This window comes from Pseudomonas sp. E1BtOHC1, from assembly GCF_058744285.1.
The window spans coordinates 385,935-399,694 of record NZ_CP196023.1; the positions used below are offsets into that span (position 1 = coordinate 385,935).

A 13,760-nucleotide genomic window follows, 5' to 3' on the forward strand; every position below is an offset into this window, starting at 1 on the left:
TGCTCAAGCACACTCTGATCCGTGCAAGCCTGATAGGCGTGGCCGCCAGTAAAACGGATCAGTATCCTAGCACCTCCTCGCCCGCTGACGCTAAGAACACGCGGGCAGCCCAACAGGTTTAAAAACGAATGAATGCTCTAGCCCGCCGCGCCGCAGGCCTGCTGCTCAGCACAGTTTGTCTGCCCCTTGCAGCCCTGGCTGCCGACCCGCAACCCACCCACGAATTCACCCTCGACAACGGCCTCAAAGTGGTGGTCCGCGAAGACCATCGTGCACCGGTAGTGGTGTCCCAGGTCTGGTACAAGGTCGGCTCCAGCTACGAAACCCCGGGCCAGACCGGTTTGTCCCACGCCCTGGAACACATGATGTTCAAGGGCAGCGAGAAGGTCGGCCCGGGCGAAGCCTCCCTGATCCTGCGGGACCTGGGCGCCGAAGAGAACGCCTTCACCAGCGACGACTTCACCGCTTATTACCAAGTCCTGGCACGGGACCGCCTGGGCGTGGCCCTGGAGCTGGAAGCCGATCGCATGGCCAGCCTGCGCCTGCCGGCCGACGAGTTCACCCGCGAGATCGAAGTGATCAAGGAAGAACGCCGCCTGCGCACCGACGACAAGCCGATGTCCAAGGCCTATGAGCGTTTCAAGGCCATGGCCTACCCCGCCAGCGGCTACCACACGCCGACCATCGGCTGGATGGCCGACCTGAACCGGATGAAGGTCGAGGAACTGCGCCACTGGTACCAAGCCTGGTACGTGCCGAACAACGCCACCCTGGTGGTGGTGGGCGACGTCACCCCGGATGAGGTCAAGACCCTGGCCCAGCGCTACTTCGGCGCCATCCCCAAACGCGACGTGCCACCGGCGAAGATCCCCCTGGAGCTGGCCGAACCCGGCGAGCGCCTGATCACCCTGCACGTGAAGACCCAACTCCCGAGCCTGATGCTGGCCTTCAACGTGCCGAGCATCGCCACGGCTGAAGACAAGCGTTCGGTCAACGCCCTGCGCCTGGCCTCGGCCCTGCTGGACGGCGGCTACAGTGCCCGCATCCCGACCCAGCTGGAGCGCGGCGAAGAGTTGCTGTCCAACGGCTCGAGCAGCTACGACGCCTACAGCCGGGGCGACAGCCTGTTCATGCTCTCGGCCACCCCCAACAGCCAGAAGAAGAAAACCATCGCCCAGGCCGAGGCCGGGCTGTGGCGCCTGCTGGACCAGCTGAAGACCACCCCGCCGTCCGCCGAGGAACTGGAGCGGGTCCGAGCCCAAGTGATTGCCGGGCTGGTCTACGAGCGTGACTCGATCACCAGCCAGGCCAGCGCCATCGGCCAGCTGGAAACCGTCGGCCTGTCGTGGAAGTTGATGGACACCGAGCTTGCGGAACTGCAAAGCGTGACCCCGGAAGACATCCAGAAAGCCGCCCGCACCTATTTCACCCGGGAGCGTATGAGCGTGGCCCATGTACTGCCTGAGGAGTCCGCTCATGAGTAAGCGCAAGAATGCTTCACCGGTCCTGCTGGGCCTGGCCCTGGTCGCCCTGCTCACCGCCGGCGGCCTGTACCTGTCGCGCTCCGGCGAGAGCAATGCCAGCCAGGCCCTGGACAACGCCAAGACCAGCCAGAAGCTGCAGTCCCTGGCCGAGCTGGATGGCAAGGCTCCCAGCCACCGCAACCTCAATGTGCAGACCTGGAGCACTGCCGAAGGCGCCAAGGTGCTGTTCGTCGAAGCCCGCGAGCTGCCGATGTTCGACATGCGCCTGATCTTCGCCGCCGGCAGCAGCCAGGACGGCAACACTTCCGGCCTGGCCCTGCTGACCAACGCCATGCTCAACGAAGGTGTGCCCGGCAAGGATGTTGGCGCCATCGCTCGGGGCTTTGAAAGCCTGGGCGCGGATATCGGCAACGGCGCCTACAAAGACATGGCCGTGGTCTCGCTGCGCAGCCTCAGCGCTGTGGATAAACGCGAACCGGCCCTGAAGCTGTTCGCCGAAGTGGTGGGCAAGCCAACCTTCCCTGCCGACTCCCTGGCGCGGATCAAGAACCAGTTGCTCGCCGGTTTCGAGTACCAGAAGCAGAACCCTGGCAAGCTGGCCAGCCTGGAGCTGATGCAGCGCCTGTACGGCAGCCATCCCTACGCGCATGCCAGCGAAGGCAATGCCAAGAGCGTTCCGAGCATTAGCCTGGCGCAACTGCAAGCATTCCACGCCAAGGCCTATACCGCCGGTAATGTGGTGATCGCTCTGGTGGGCGACCTGTCCCGCAGCGACGCCGAGGCGATTGCCGCACAAGTCTCCGCCGCCCTGCCCAAAGGCCCGGCCCTGGCGAAGATCGAGCAACCCACTGAACCCAAGGCCAGCATCGGCCATATCGAGTTCCCATCGAGCCAGACCAACCTGATGCTGGCGCAACTGGGGATCGACCGTGACGATCCGGACTACGCCGCCGTGTCCCTGGGCAACCAGATCCTCGGCGGTGGCGGTTTCGGCACCCGGCTGATGAGCGAAGTCCGCGAGAAGCGCGGCCTGACCTACGGCGTCTACTCGGGCTTCTCCCCGATGCAGGCCCGCGGCCCGTTCATGATCAACCTGCAGACCCGCGCGGAAATGAGCGAAGGCACCCTGAAGCTGGTGCAGGACGTGTTTGCCGACTACCTGAAGAACGGCCCGACCCAAAAGGAGCTGGACGACGCCAAGCGCGAACTGGCCGGCAGCTTCCCGCTGTCCACCGCCAGCAACGCCGATATCGTCGGCCAGCTGGGCGCCATGGGCTTCTATAATCTGCCGTTGAGCTACCTGGAAGACTTCATGCGTCAATCCCAGGAACTGACGGTGGAACAGGTCAAGGCCGCCATGAACAAGCACCTCGGCGTCGACAAGATGGTCATCGTCAGCGCCGGCCCGACCGTCGCGCAAAAGCCGTTGCCGCCCCCCACTGACAAACCCGCCGAGCAGCCGCTCGGGGTTCCGGAGCATTAATGGCCCGTCCAGCCCGTCCCAGCAAGAAGCCCGTCCACAACCAGCACAATGGCGTGGGCCAGCTGCGCATCATCGGCGGCGAATGGCGCAGCCGTAAGCTGAGCTTCCCCGACCTGCCGGGGTTGCGCCCGACCCCCGACCGGGTGCGTGAAACCCTGTTCAACTGGTTGGCGCCCTATGTGGCCGGGGCCAAGGTCCTCGACCTGTTCGCTGGCAGCGGTGCAGTGTTCCTCGAAGCCCTGTCCCGTGGCGCCGCCACGGGGCTGGCCCTGGACAGCAGCAGCGTGGCGATCTCCAGCCTGCGCGAGCACCTGGGCACCCTGCGTTGCACGGTGGGCCAGGCGCAGACCGCCGACGCCCTGCGCTATCTGGAAACCCAGCCGGCGACGCCGTTCGACCTGGCGTTCCTCGACCCACCGTTCAACCAGAACCTGCTGCCCGCTGCCTGCGCTTTGCTGGAAGAGCGCGGCTGGCTGGCGGACGACGCCTGGATCTACACCGAAAGCGAAACCGCACCGTCGACCCTGGGCCTGCCCGGGAGCTGGCGCCTGCACCGTGAACAAAAATCCGGGCAGGTGTATTACTCCTTGTGGCAACGTATGGCAGACAGCCCCGCGTAGAACCTGTTTACGCTCGGCCGGAACAAGGAGCGCAGCCCGCCCGGGCTGCGCTGCGCCGCATCGAGACCCACCCCGTGCCCAACTCACCTGATCGTTTCACCCCCGCCTTCGGCCTTGGCAACCCGCACCTGCAGACGCTGTGGGGCCCGCTGTGGCGCCCGACTACCCACCTTGAGCGCCAGCGCGAGCGTCTATGGCTGGATGACGGCGACTTTCTCGATCTTGACTGGCACGGCCCCCATAGCGCCGAGGCCCCACTGGTGCTGGTGCTGCATGGGCTGACCGGTTCTTCCAACTCACCTTATGTGGCCGGCCTGCAACAGGCCCTGGCCAGCCAGGGCTGGGCCAGCGCGGCGCTGAACTGGCGCGGCTGCTCCGGCGAACCCAACCTGCTGCCCCGCAGCTACCACTCCGGCGCCAGCGAAGACCTGGCTTCGACCATTGCCCATCTGCGAGCCCAGCGCCCCCAGGCACCGCTGTACGCGGTGGGCTACTCCCTGGGGGGCAATGTGCTGCTCAAGTACCTGGGGGAAAGCGGCAGCGCCAGCCCGCTGCAAGGGGCCACGGCAGTGTCGGTGCCGTTTCGCCTGGACCAGTGCGCCGACCGCATTGGCCAGGGGTTCTCCAAGGTCTATCAGGCCCACTTCATGCGCGAGATGCTGGCCTACATCAAGAACAAGCAACGCCAGTTCCAGCACGACGGCCGCCATGAAGGCCTGGCGACCCTGGCGCAACTGGGCCCCCTGACCAAGATGCGCACCTTCTGGGACTTCGATGGCCGGGTCACCGCGCCGCTGCATGGCTTTGCCGATGCCCAGGACTACTACCGCCGTGCTTCCAGTCGCTATTTCCTCGGCGAGATCCGCACCCCGACCCTGATCATCCAGGCCGCGGACGATCCCTTTGTGTTCCCCCACAGCCTGCCCGAGGCCGGCGAACTGTCCGCCAGCACCCAATTCGAACTGCAGGCCAAAGGCGGTCACGTGGGCTTTGTCGGGGGCTCTCTGAAACACCCGAGCTACTACCTGGAACAACGCATTCCGCAATGGCTGACCGGCCTGGGCCGCCATGGATAAGTCCGCCCGGGAGTCGATCCGCTTCTGGCAGACCGCGCCCCTGGCCGGGGTCGAATTGCTGGCCGCGCGTTATATCGAACAACGCTTCGTGCCCCACGTGCACGAGGGTTACGTGATCGGCATGATCATGGCCGGCGCCCAGCGCTACCGCTATCGCGGGGCCGAGCACCTGGCGGGCAGCGGCACCCTGGTGCTGATCAACCCGGATGAATTGCACACCGGGGCCAAGGGCGTCGAAGACGGCTGGCTGTATCGGGCCTTTTACCCGGACAACCGGCAGATTCTCGGCTTGCTGGATGAACTGGAACTGCCCAGCGGCAGCCTGCCGGCCTTTGGCGCCACCCTGTATCGGGACCCGGATCTGGTGCAGGGTTTTGCCCGCCTGCACCACCTGCTGGAAAGCCCGGCCACCGCCCTGCAACAACAGACCCAGTGGCGGGAAATGCTGCTGTTGCTGCTACAGCGTCATGCCGGGGTCCGGGCGCTGGGCGAACCCGGGCAAGAGCACCGGGCGATTGTGCAGGCCAAGGAATTGCTGCGCTCGCAGTTGACGGCGCCACCGTCGTTGGAGGAGTTGGCGGCGACAGTGAACCTGTCGCCGTTCCACTTTGCCCGGGTGTTTCGCCGGGCTACCGGAATTCCGCCCCACACCTGGCTGATGCAGCAGCGCATTGCCAAGGCCCGCGCCTTGCTGCGCGACGGCTGCCTGCCGCTGGAAGTGGCGACGCAGTTGGGGTTTGCCGACCAAAGCCATCTCAGCCGGCAGTTCAAGCAGGTGTATGGGGTGGCGCCGGCGGCTTACCGCAGCGCCGTTCTTCTGTAGGGCGGCGCGGCTTTCGCAAGCAAGCTCGCTCCTACAGGTCGGCGTGGCCCTGCAGGCCCTAGGAGCTGGCTTGCCAACGAAGAGGCCGGCAGAGTGCTGCCCGTCAGTCGCCAGTGGCGACAGGCCGTTGGGGATCGGTGATCCATTCGCTCCACGAACCCGCGTACAACCGCGCCAGGGGGTAGCCGGCCAGGCACAGGGCGAACAGGTTGTGGCAGGCGGTGACGCCAGAGCCGCAGTAAGCCACCAAGTGCTCCGGGGAGCGCCCGGCGAGCTTTTGCGCGAAACGCTGCTTGAGTTGGTCGGCCGCAAGGAAGTGCCCGTCCTCGCCCAGGTTGTCGGTGAATGCCGCACATTGGGCACCGGGAATATGCCCGGCCACCGGATCGATGGGCTCCACGTCGCCACGGAAACGCGGCAGGCCACGAGCATCCAGCAGGGTCAGGTCTGCCTGGCCCAGGCGCTTGCGCAAATGCTCGGCATCCAGCAACAGACTGTGGTCGGGTTGACCGTTGAAGTGTCCGGGAACGCCGGCCGGAGCATCCAGACTCAGGGGCAGGCCGGCGGCATGCCAGGCTTTCAGGCCACCATCGAGAATGAATACGCCATCACGCTTGCCCAACCAGGCCAACAACCACCAGGCGCGAGCGGCGTAGGAGCCGGGGCCGTCGTCATAGAGCACGATCTCGCTGTCGTTATCGATGCCCCAGGCCTGCAGGCGCAGCACCAACTGCGCCGGCTCCGGCAACGGATGCCGGCCGGTCACGCCCTTGATCACCGGCGCGCTCAGATCCCGGTTCAGATCGGCGAAATGCGCCCCGGCGATATGCCCGTCGGCGTAACTGCGCTGGCCGTAATCCGGGTCTTCCGGAGCAAAGCGACAATCCAGAATCACCAGACCGGGCTGCTGTTTCTTCTGGTCCAGGGCAAGCGGGCTGATCAACTGCGCGAGGGACATAGCGGGCTCCTGTGAATAAGTCGGAGGTTGATCCTACTGCACTTCTTCCAGGGCTTGGGCCAGGGGCACGTAAAACTCTTCGAACAGGCCGTTGACCGCTTCCCGGGCCTGGTCGGTGACAAAACCGGCTTCCAGCACCAGCACTTGATAGACGCCGCGCTTGATGGCTTCCTCGCTCAGGTGGGTGGAGCTCTCCCGGGTGGTGCACAGAAAGCGCACCCAGGACGTGAGGATGATCCAGGCATTGAGGGTCAGGGACTCGATCTGCACCTTGTCCATGGCGACGATCCCGGCCTCGACGAAGCGCCCGTAAATGGCCATGCCCTGGATCAGGCAGCGCTGGGAGAAGCGCCGGTAGCGGGCCGCCAGTTCGGCGTCGCTGTCCAGCAGGTGCTCCAGGTCGCGGTGCAGGAAGCGATAGCGCCACATGGCCGCCAGCAGCGCCTGCAGGTAATAGCGCTTGTCTTCCACGGTGACCGCACGCCCGGGGGGTGGGCGCAGGAAGCTGTCCACCAGGCTCTCGTACTCGGCGAACAGCACGGCGATGATCGCCTGCTTGTTGGGGAAGTGGTAGTACAGGTTGCCCGGAGAAATCTCCATGTGCGCCGCAATATGGTTGGTACTGACGTTGCGCTCGCCCTGTTGGTTAAACAGCTCAAGACTGAACTGAACGATGCGTTCACGGGTTTTTATGCGTGGGGCCATGGGCGTGGGCTTTAATCAGAAGGCTGAGGTGCATCTTACGTTCTATCCCCCTGAGGATAAATCGCGACCGGCACCGGATGGTATTTGACAATTTAGAGCATAAGCTCTAAAAAACTAGCCACCCTATAAAAACCGGAGCCCGTCCATGTCTGCCGAAATCGCTTACCTGCAGGATTCCCTTGAGCAACAGGACGAGCTGCATGAGCTGTTCGAGGCCCAGCGCCGGGCCTTCGCCGCCAATCCCATGCCACCGGCCGCACAACGCCAACAATGGCTCAAATCGCTGCAGAATCTGCTCGACACCGAACGCCAGGCGCTGATCGACGCCATCAGCCAGGACTTCAGCAACCGCAGCGCCGATGAAACCCTGCTGGCCGAGCTGATGCCCAGCCTGCATGGCATCCACTACGCCAGCAAGCACCTGAAAAAATGGATGAAGCCCTCTCGCCGCGCCGTGGGCCTGGCCTTCCAGCCGGCCTCGGCCAAGGTGGTCTATCAGCCGCTGGGGGTGGTGGGCGTCATCGTGCCGTGGAACTACCCGCTGTACCTGTGCATGGGGCCGTTGGTAGGGGCCCTGGCCGCCGGCAACCGGGTGATGCTCAAGCTCAGTGAATCCACCCCGGCCACCGGCCAGTTGCTCAAACAATTGCTGGCCCGGGTGTTCCCCGAGGATCTGGTGTGCGTGGTGCTGGGCGAAGCCGAAGTGGGCATGGCCTTCTCCAAGCTGCGTTTCGACCATCTGCTGTTCACCGGCGCCACCAGTATTGGCAAGCACGTGATGCGCGCAGCGGCAGAGAACCTGACCCCGGTGACCCTTGAGCTGGGAGGCAAGTCCCCGGCCATCGTGTCCCACACCGTGCCCCTCAAGGACGCTGCCGAACGTATCGCCTTCGGCAAGACCCTGAACGCCGGGCAGACCTGCGTCGCCCCAGACTACGTGCTGGTACCTGAAGATCGAATCGGCGCCTTTGTCGAAGCCTATCGCCAGGTGGTGCGCGGTTTCTTCCCAACCCTGGCGGACAACCCCGACTACACCGCGATCATCAACCAGCGCCAGCTGACGCGGCTCAACGGCTACCTGAGTGATGCCACCAGCAAGGGCGCGCTGTTGGTGTCGCTGTTCGAACAGAGCCAGGAGCGGCGCCTGGGCCACAGCCTGCTATTGAATGTCACCGACGAAATGACCGTGATGCAGGACGAGATCTTCGGCCCGATCCTGCCCATCGTGCCCTACAAGACCCTGGACCAGGCCCTCGCCTACATCACCCAGCGTCCGCGCCCCCTGGCCTTGTACTACTTCGGTTACGACAAGTCCGAACAGCAGCGGGTACTCAACGAAACCCACTCCGGCGGCGTGTGCCTCAACGACACCCTGCTGCATGTGGCCCAGGATGACCTGCCGTTCGGTGGCGTCGGCCCTTCCGGCATGGGTCACTACCACGGGCATGAAGGCTTCCTGACCTTCAGCAAGGCCAAGGGGGTGTTCATCAAGCAGCGCTTCAATGCAGCTCGCCTGATCTATCCGCCGTACGGCAAGTCGATCCAGAAGCTCATTCAAAAGCTGTTCATCCGCTAAAGAACCTCAACCAGTACATCGCCGGGTAATAACAACAATGACCCCTAGCCTGTCTGAAACACCCGCGCTGTCACGGCGCGGCCTGCTGAAAATCAGCCTTTGCGCCAGTGCTTTCCTGGCCACCGCAGGGCTGGGCGCGAGCCTCAGCGGTTGCTCCGCCAGCACGCCCGCCAGCGGTTTTACCCTGTTGCGCAGCAATGACCTGCCGTTTTTGCGGGCGCTGATCCCGGTGATGCTTGAAGGCGCCGTGGCGGCGGACAAGATGCCCGCCGCCATCGACGGCACCCTGGCCAACCTGGACAACGCCCTCAATCACCTGTCACCGGAAATGTTCAAGCTCACCCAGCAGTTGTTCGATGTGCTGGGCATGGCAGTCACCCGCGGCCCGCTGACGGGGATCTGGGGCAGTTGGGAAAACGCCAGCGCCGAGGCCATCCGCAACTTCCTCAGCCGCTGGGAAAACAGCTTCCTGGCCCTGCTGCGCATGGGCCATGCCTCGTTGCTGCAACTGGTGATGATGGCCTGGTACACCCGCCCCGAATCCTGGGCCCACTGCGGCTACCCCGGGCCGCCCAAGGTCTGATCCGACTCGTCCCGGCGCACCATCCATAATAAGAGAGCACCGAATATGCCCGTACCTGATCTGTTCCGCGAAGGCCTGAAGCGTGGCTGGAAAACCTACAACGGCTCGCAGCTGGAGCAGGACCTGACCCTGGAAGCCGATGTCGCCATCATCGGCAGCGGTGCCGGGGGTGGCACCACCGCCGAAATCCTCAGCGCCGCCGGCTACAAGGTGCTGCTGATCGAGGAAGGCCCGCTCAAGACCAGCGACGATTTCAAGATGCTGGAGGACCAGGCCTATACCAGCCTGTATCAGGAAGGCATCGGGCGCATGAGCAAGGACGGCGCCATCACCATCCTCCAGGGCCGCGCCGTGGGCGGCACCACGCTGATCAACTGGACATCGAGCTTCCGCACTCCCGACCCGACCCTGGAACACTGGGCCCGGGAACACGGGGTGGTGGGCCACAGCTCAGCCGAGATGGCGCCCTGGTTCGAGAAGATGGAGCAGCGCCTGGGGGTCGCGCCCTGGGTCATGCCACCCAATGCCAACAACGACGTGATCCGCAAGGGCTGCGAAGCCCTGGGCTACAGCTGGCATGTGATTCCGCGCAACGTCCGCGGCTGCTGGAACCTGGGCTATTGCGGCCTGGGCTGCCCCACCAACGCTAAGCAATCGATGCTGGTGACCACCATTCCGGCGACCCTGGAGAAAGGCGGCGAGCTGCTGTACCTGGCCCGGGCCAATCGCCTGCAGCTCAAGGATGACCAGGTCAGCAGCCTGCAATGTGTGGCCATGGATGCCCGTTGCGTGGCGCCCACGGGACGAACCATCACCGTCAAGGCCAAGCATTACGTGCTGGCTGGCGGCGGCATCAACAGTCCGGCCCTGCTGCTGCGCTCCGATGCCCCGGACCCGCATTCGCGCCTGGGCAAGCGGACCTTCCTGCACTTGGTAAACTTCTCCGCCGGCCAGTTCGACGAGGTGATCAACCCGTTCTACGGCGCCCCCCAGTCGATCTACTCCGACCACTTCCAGTGGCAGGACGGCACCACCGGCAAGATGTCCTACAAACTCGAAGTGCCGCCCCTGCAACCGGCCCTGGCCAGTACCCTGCTAGGCGGTTTCGGGCCGCAGAGCGGGTTGTCCATGGAGCAACTGCCCCACACCCACGCCATGCTGGCCCTGTTGCGGGACGGCTTCCATCCCGACAGCACTGGCGGCAACGTCGAACTGCGGAGCGACGGCACACCGGCGCTCGACTATCAGGTCTCGCCCTACGCCTGGGACGGCCTGCGCCGGGCCTTCCACAGCATGGCGGAGATCCAGTTCGCCGGCGGCGCCAAGGCGGTCAAGCCGCTGCACAGCGACGCCCGCTTCGCCAAGACCCTGAATGAAGTCCGCTCGCAGATCGACGGCCTGGACCTGGCGCTGTACCGCACCCGCCTGGGCAGCGCCCACGTGATGGGCGGCTGCGCCATGGGCGAAGACCCGAAGAACGCCGTGGCCGACAGCCTCGGGCGTCACCATCAACTGCGCAATCTGTCGATCCACGACGGCTCGTTGTTTCCCACCAGCATCGGTGCCAACCCACAGCTGTCGGTCTACGGCCTGACGGCGCAACTGGCCACGGCCCTGGCGGAGCGCTTGAAAACGGCGTGAAAAAGCGGTGTATTTTCGTCGTCTATAGTGCTTTCTTCCCTAAAAGGCGACTTGGCCGACCGGGAAGGCTGCGATACCATCCGACTCCCCAACGGATTCCCGCCAGGACGACGCGATGAACCGAGTGTTGTACCCAGGTACCTTCGACCCTATTACCAAGGGCCACGGCGATCTGGTCGAGCGCGCCTCGCGGCTGTTCGACCACGTGATCATCGCCGTTGCTGCCAGCCCCAAGAAAAACCCGCTGTTCCCCCTGGAACAACGCGTGGAACTGGCGCAAGAGGTGACCAAGCACCTGCCCAACGTTGAAGTCGTCGGCTTCTCCACCCTACTGGCGCACTTTGCCAAGGAGCAGAACGCCAATGTCTTTCTGCGGGGCCTGCGAGCGGTTTCGGACTTTGAATACGAGTTCCAGCTGGCCAACATGAACCGCCAACTGGCGCCGGACGTGGAAAGCCTGTTCCTGACTCCGTCGGAGCGCTACTCGTTCATTTCCTCGACGCTGGTTCGTGAAATCGCGGCCCTGGGCGGTGATATCACCAAGTTCGTCCATCCGGCCGTCGCCGATGCACTGACCCTGCGCTTCAAGAAATAAGCCGTGCGGCCCCGCAGAGGGGCCCTTGCCAGGCGTCAGCCATCGCGCCCGCGTGCACTGCGGGCGTCAATACGGCACAATTGCGCGCATTCGTTTTTACATGCCAGGGCCTGCCGCCCAGGCCGGAGTCCCCCATGTCCCTGATCATCACCGACGATTGCATCAACTGCGACGTCTGCGAACCCGAGTGCCCCAACGCGGCCATTTCTCAAGGCGAGGAGATCTACGTGATCGATCCGAACCTGTGCACCCAGTGCGTCGGCCACTACGACGAGCCACAGTGCCAACAGGTGTGCCCGGTGGATTGCATTCCACTGGACGAAGCGCGTCCGGAAACCGAAGAAGAGTTGATGGCCAAGTACCGGAAGATCACCGGCAAGGCTTGAGTGATATGACGCCCTTTCGGCTCCCACAAACACCTGTAGGAGCCGGCTTGCCGGCGAAGCTTCTCAGCTCTGGCAACGTGGGCAATAGACGCTGGCCCGCTGGCCCAGCTTGATTTCCCGCAGCCCCGTGCCGCAGACCTTGCAGTGCTCCCCGCCACGTCCGTAGACGAACAGCTCCTGCTGGAAGTACCCAGGCTGACCGTCGCCGCCGATAAAATCGCGCAGGGTGGTGCCACCGCGCTCGATGGCCGCCGCCAGGATGCGTTTGATCTCGATCGCCAGCTGCAGATAGCGGGCCCGGGAAATGCCCTTGGCTTCACGACGCGGATCGATGCCCGCGGCGAACAACGCCTCGGTCGCATAGATATTGCCCACCCCCACTACCACCGCGTTGTCCATGATGAACGGCTTGACCGCCATGGAACGTCCCCGGGACAGCTGGAACAGGCGCTCACCATCGAACAGGTCGGTCAACGGTTCCGGTCCCAGGCGCGCCAGCAGCTCGTGATTCAACGGGTCCAGGCTCCAGAGCATGGCGCCAAACCGCCGCGGGTCGGTGTAGCGCAGGGCCAGGCCCGACTCCAGTTCGATATCCACATGTTCGTGCTTGGCCGCCGGCAGGCCAATTTCCACCAGGCGCAGATTGCCCGACATGCCCAGATGACTGATGAGGGTGCCGACTTCGGCATTGATCAGCAGGTACTTGGCCCGACGATCCACCTGGACGATGCGCTGCCCGGACAGGCGCACATCCAGATCCTCGGGGATCGGCCAGCGCAAACGCCGGTCACGGACGATGACCCGACTGACCTTCTGGCCTTCCAGGTGCGGTGCGATCCCGCGCCGGGTGGTTTCGACTTCAGGTAATTCAGGCATATCCGCCCCTGGCAATCATCACGAAATGAACGATCAGTGTGCGCCCAGCTCGCGCACGGTTTCCTTGAGGTTCTCGAAGTCGTAATCCGACAGACCGACGTAATCGAGAACCAGATGGCCAATGCTGTTCCACTCGTGATCTTCCACCTGGTTGCCCAGGACCCGGTAGGACGCGCAGATGTGCTCGGCCATCTTCAGGATCGCCAGCAGATTCTTCAGTTGGCTGTTGCGCGAGGACTCGTCGCTGAAGATCGCCAGGGCATTGTGGTGATTGGCGATGGCATTGGTCACATGTTCCGGCAAGCGCCAGGACTTGGCGGTGTAGTAACCCACCACCGCGTGGTTGGTATTGAAGGCACGGTTTTCCGTGTCCACCACCCGCTGCTCCGGCCCGGCGCTGCCATAGGCCTCTTCCAGCACGGTCATGTAGTCGGGGAAACGCTTGAGCATCAGCGGCACGCCGCAGTCGTGGAACAGCCCCAGGGCATAGGCTTCATCCACCGCCTGGGAGCCGGTGCGCTTGGCCAGGGTCAGGCAGGTCATGGCCACATCCTGGGCGGTGTCCCAGAAGCGGTTGAGGGTGACGATGGTTTCGTCACTCATCTCGCCCTTGATCGACTGCGCGTTGATCAGATTGATGATCGAGCGGCTGCCCAAGAGATTCACCGCGCGCTGGATCGAGGCGATCTTGTTGCTCAGGCCGTAATACGGCGAGTTGACGATCTTCAGCAGTGCGCCGGACAGGCCCGGGTCCTGGGATATCAGCTTGGCAATCACTTCCAGGTCGGGGTCGGGCATGTACTGCTCCATCTGCAAATCCACCATGATTTGCGGTTGAGGCGGCACGCTGATGCCTTGCAGGGCCTGTTGAATCTGTTCGGCTGATAGCTCTTGGGACATAAGTACACACTCTGGCTGAGGCGGCGATTCTAACCCCTAACCACACAATGTTGG

Annotated in this window: 14 protein-coding genes; 10 read left to right on the top strand and 4 right to left on the bottom strand. The window is 64.0% G+C overall.

Annotated features, from left to right (window positions below; genetic code table 11):
* Positions 1-128: 128 nt before the first annotated feature.
* The 5 genes from ACSSVC_RS01800 to ACSSVC_RS01820 all read left to right on the top strand — a co-directional run bounded on the left by ACSSVC_RS01800 (position 129) and on the right by ACSSVC_RS01820 (position 5,486).
* Positions 129-1,484 carry a M16 family metallopeptidase gene (locus tag ACSSVC_RS01800; protein ID WP_346633249.1) on the top strand — a complete coding sequence of 452 codons (1,356 nt, stop codon included), beginning with the start codon at positions 129-131 and terminating at the stop codon, positions 1,482-1,484.
* Positions 1,477-2,967: a M16 family metallopeptidase gene (locus ACSSVC_RS01805; protein ID WP_404937848.1), complete on the top strand. Its 1,491-nt coding sequence runs from the start codon at positions 1,477-1,479 to the stop codon at positions 2,965-2,967. Before ACSSVC_RS01800 ends, ACSSVC_RS01805 begins: the two co-directional genes overlap by 8 nt.
* Positions 2,967-3,587, top strand: coding sequence for a 16S rRNA (guanine(966)-N(2))-methyltransferase RsmD (rsmD, locus tag ACSSVC_RS01810; RefSeq protein WP_404937849.1), 621 nt, complete (start codon positions 2,967-2,969; stop codon positions 3,585-3,587). The genes ACSSVC_RS01805 and rsmD overlap by 1 nt, the downstream gene beginning before the upstream one ends.
* Before the next feature lie 74 nt (positions 3,588-3,661).
* Positions 3,662-4,663, top strand: a complete 1,002-nt coding sequence (locus ACSSVC_RS01815; RefSeq protein WP_346633252.1) for a hydrolase — start codon at positions 3,662-3,664, stop codon at positions 4,661-4,663.
* The gene (locus ACSSVC_RS01820) at positions 4,656-5,486 is read left to right on the top strand and encodes an AraC family transcriptional regulator (RefSeq protein ID WP_492611939.1); all 831 of its coding nucleotides are present in this window, start codon (positions 4,656-4,658) and stop codon (positions 5,484-5,486) included. The genes ACSSVC_RS01815 and ACSSVC_RS01820 overlap by 8 nt, the downstream gene beginning before the upstream one ends.
* Positions 5,487-5,589: 103 nt before the next feature.
* On the opposite strand, the gene ACSSVC_RS01825 is transcribed toward ACSSVC_RS01820, so the two are convergent.
* Both ACSSVC_RS01825 and ACSSVC_RS01830 read right to left on the bottom strand, forming a co-directional pair.
* Positions 5,590-6,444, bottom strand: coding sequence for a sulfurtransferase (locus tag ACSSVC_RS01825; RefSeq protein WP_492611940.1), 855 nt, complete (start codon positions 6,442-6,444; stop codon positions 5,590-5,592).
* Positions 6,445-6,477: 33 nt separating this feature from the next.
* Complete coding sequence (locus tag ACSSVC_RS01830; RefSeq protein ID WP_161758648.1) at positions 6,478-7,149, bottom strand: TetR/AcrR family transcriptional regulator; 672 nt, start codon at positions 7,147-7,149, stop codon at positions 6,478-6,480.
* 145 nt (positions 7,150-7,294) lie between these two features.
* Here ACSSVC_RS01830 and ACSSVC_RS01835 point away from each other — a divergent pair, with 145 nt between their 5' ends.
* The 5 genes from ACSSVC_RS01835 to ACSSVC_RS01855 all read left to right on the top strand — a co-directional run bounded on the left by ACSSVC_RS01835 (position 7,295) and on the right by ACSSVC_RS01855 (position 11,930).
* On the top strand, positions 7,295-8,725 hold the full coding sequence (locus ACSSVC_RS01835) for a coniferyl aldehyde dehydrogenase (RefSeq protein WP_346633255.1): 1,431 nt from the start codon (positions 7,295-7,297) through the stop codon (positions 8,723-8,725).
* A gap of 37 nt (positions 8,726-8,762) precedes the next feature.
* The gene (locus ACSSVC_RS01840; RefSeq protein ID WP_346633256.1) at positions 8,763-9,308 is read left to right on the top strand and encodes a twin-arginine translocation pathway signal protein; all 546 of its coding nucleotides are present in this window, start codon (positions 8,763-8,765) and stop codon (positions 9,306-9,308) included.
* 45 nt (positions 9,309-9,353) lie between these two features.
* Positions 9,354-10,949 carry a GMC family oxidoreductase gene (locus tag ACSSVC_RS01845; RefSeq protein ID WP_492611941.1) on the top strand — a complete coding sequence of 532 codons (1,596 nt, stop codon included), beginning with the start codon at positions 9,354-9,356 and terminating at the stop codon, positions 10,947-10,949.
* Between the two features lie 115 nt (positions 10,950-11,064).
* Entirely contained in the window at positions 11,065-11,544 is a 480-nt protein-coding gene (coaD, locus tag ACSSVC_RS01850) for a pantetheine-phosphate adenylyltransferase (protein WP_003195136.1), read from the top strand.
* A 134-nt stretch (positions 11,545-11,678) separates the two neighbouring features.
* Positions 11,679-11,930 carry a YfhL family 4Fe-4S dicluster ferredoxin gene (locus tag ACSSVC_RS01855; RefSeq protein WP_011064042.1) on the top strand — a complete coding sequence of 84 codons (252 nt, stop codon included), beginning with the start codon at positions 11,679-11,681 and terminating at the stop codon, positions 11,928-11,930.
* Between the two features lie 63 nt (positions 11,931-11,993).
* On the opposite strand, the gene mutM is transcribed toward ACSSVC_RS01855, so the two are convergent.
* The gene (gene mutM, locus ACSSVC_RS01860) at positions 11,994-12,806 is read right to left on the bottom strand and encodes a bifunctional DNA-formamidopyrimidine glycosylase/DNA-(apurinic or apyrimidinic site) lyase (RefSeq protein ID WP_346633258.1); all 813 of its coding nucleotides are present in this window, start codon (positions 12,804-12,806) and stop codon (positions 11,994-11,996) included.
* Between the two features lie 33 nt (positions 12,807-12,839).
* Positions 12,840-13,652 carry an HDOD domain-containing protein gene (locus tag ACSSVC_RS01865; RefSeq protein ID WP_185073746.1) on the bottom strand — a complete coding sequence of 271 codons (813 nt, stop codon included), beginning with the start codon at positions 13,650-13,652 and terminating at the stop codon, positions 12,840-12,842.
* Between the last annotated feature and the right edge of the window lie 108 nt (positions 13,653-13,760).

What these genes read in the sequence shown, in the direction of transcription:
- rsmD (WP_404937849.1), top strand. Translation starts at nt 2,967, where the DNA reads ATGGCCCGTCCAGCCCGTCCCAGCAAGAAGCCCGTCCACAACCAGCAC.
- ACSSVC_RS01835 (WP_346633255.1), top strand. Translation starts at nt 7,295, where the DNA reads ATGTCTGCCGAAATCGCTTACCTGCAGGATTCCCTTGAGCAACAGGAC.
- ACSSVC_RS01845 (WP_492611941.1), top strand. Translation starts at nt 9,354, where the DNA reads ATGCCCGTACCTGATCTGTTCCGCGAAGGCCTGAAGCGTGGCTGGAAA.
- ACSSVC_RS01825 (WP_492611940.1), bottom strand. Translation starts at nt 6,444, where the DNA reads ATGTCCCTCGCGCAGTTGATCAGCCCGCTTGCCCTGGACCAGAAGAAA.
- ACSSVC_RS01800 (WP_346633249.1), top strand. Translation starts at nt 129, where the DNA reads ATGAATGCTCTAGCCCGCCGCGCCGCAGGCCTGCTGCTCAGCACAGTT.
- coaD (WP_003195136.1), top strand. Translation starts at nt 11,065, where the DNA reads ATGAACCGAGTGTTGTACCCAGGTACCTTCGACCCTATTACCAAGGGC.
- ACSSVC_RS01830 (WP_161758648.1), bottom strand. Translation starts at nt 7,149, where the DNA reads ATGGCCCCACGCATAAAAACCCGTGAACGCATCGTTCAGTTCAGTCTT.
- ACSSVC_RS01805 (WP_404937848.1), top strand. Translation starts at nt 1,477, where the DNA reads ATGAGTAAGCGCAAGAATGCTTCACCGGTCCTGCTGGGCCTGGCCCTG.
- ACSSVC_RS01820 (WP_492611939.1), top strand. Translation starts at nt 4,656, where the DNA reads ATGGATAAGTCCGCCCGGGAGTCGATCCGCTTCTGGCAGACCGCGCCC.
- mutM (WP_346633258.1), bottom strand. Translation starts at nt 12,806, where the DNA reads ATGCCTGAATTACCTGAAGTCGAAACCACCCGGCGCGGGATCGCACCG.
- ACSSVC_RS01840 (WP_346633256.1), top strand. Translation starts at nt 8,763, where the DNA reads ATGACCCCTAGCCTGTCTGAAACACCCGCGCTGTCACGGCGCGGCCTG.
- ACSSVC_RS01855 (WP_011064042.1), top strand. Translation starts at nt 11,679, where the DNA reads ATGTCCCTGATCATCACCGACGATTGCATCAACTGCGACGTCTGCGAA.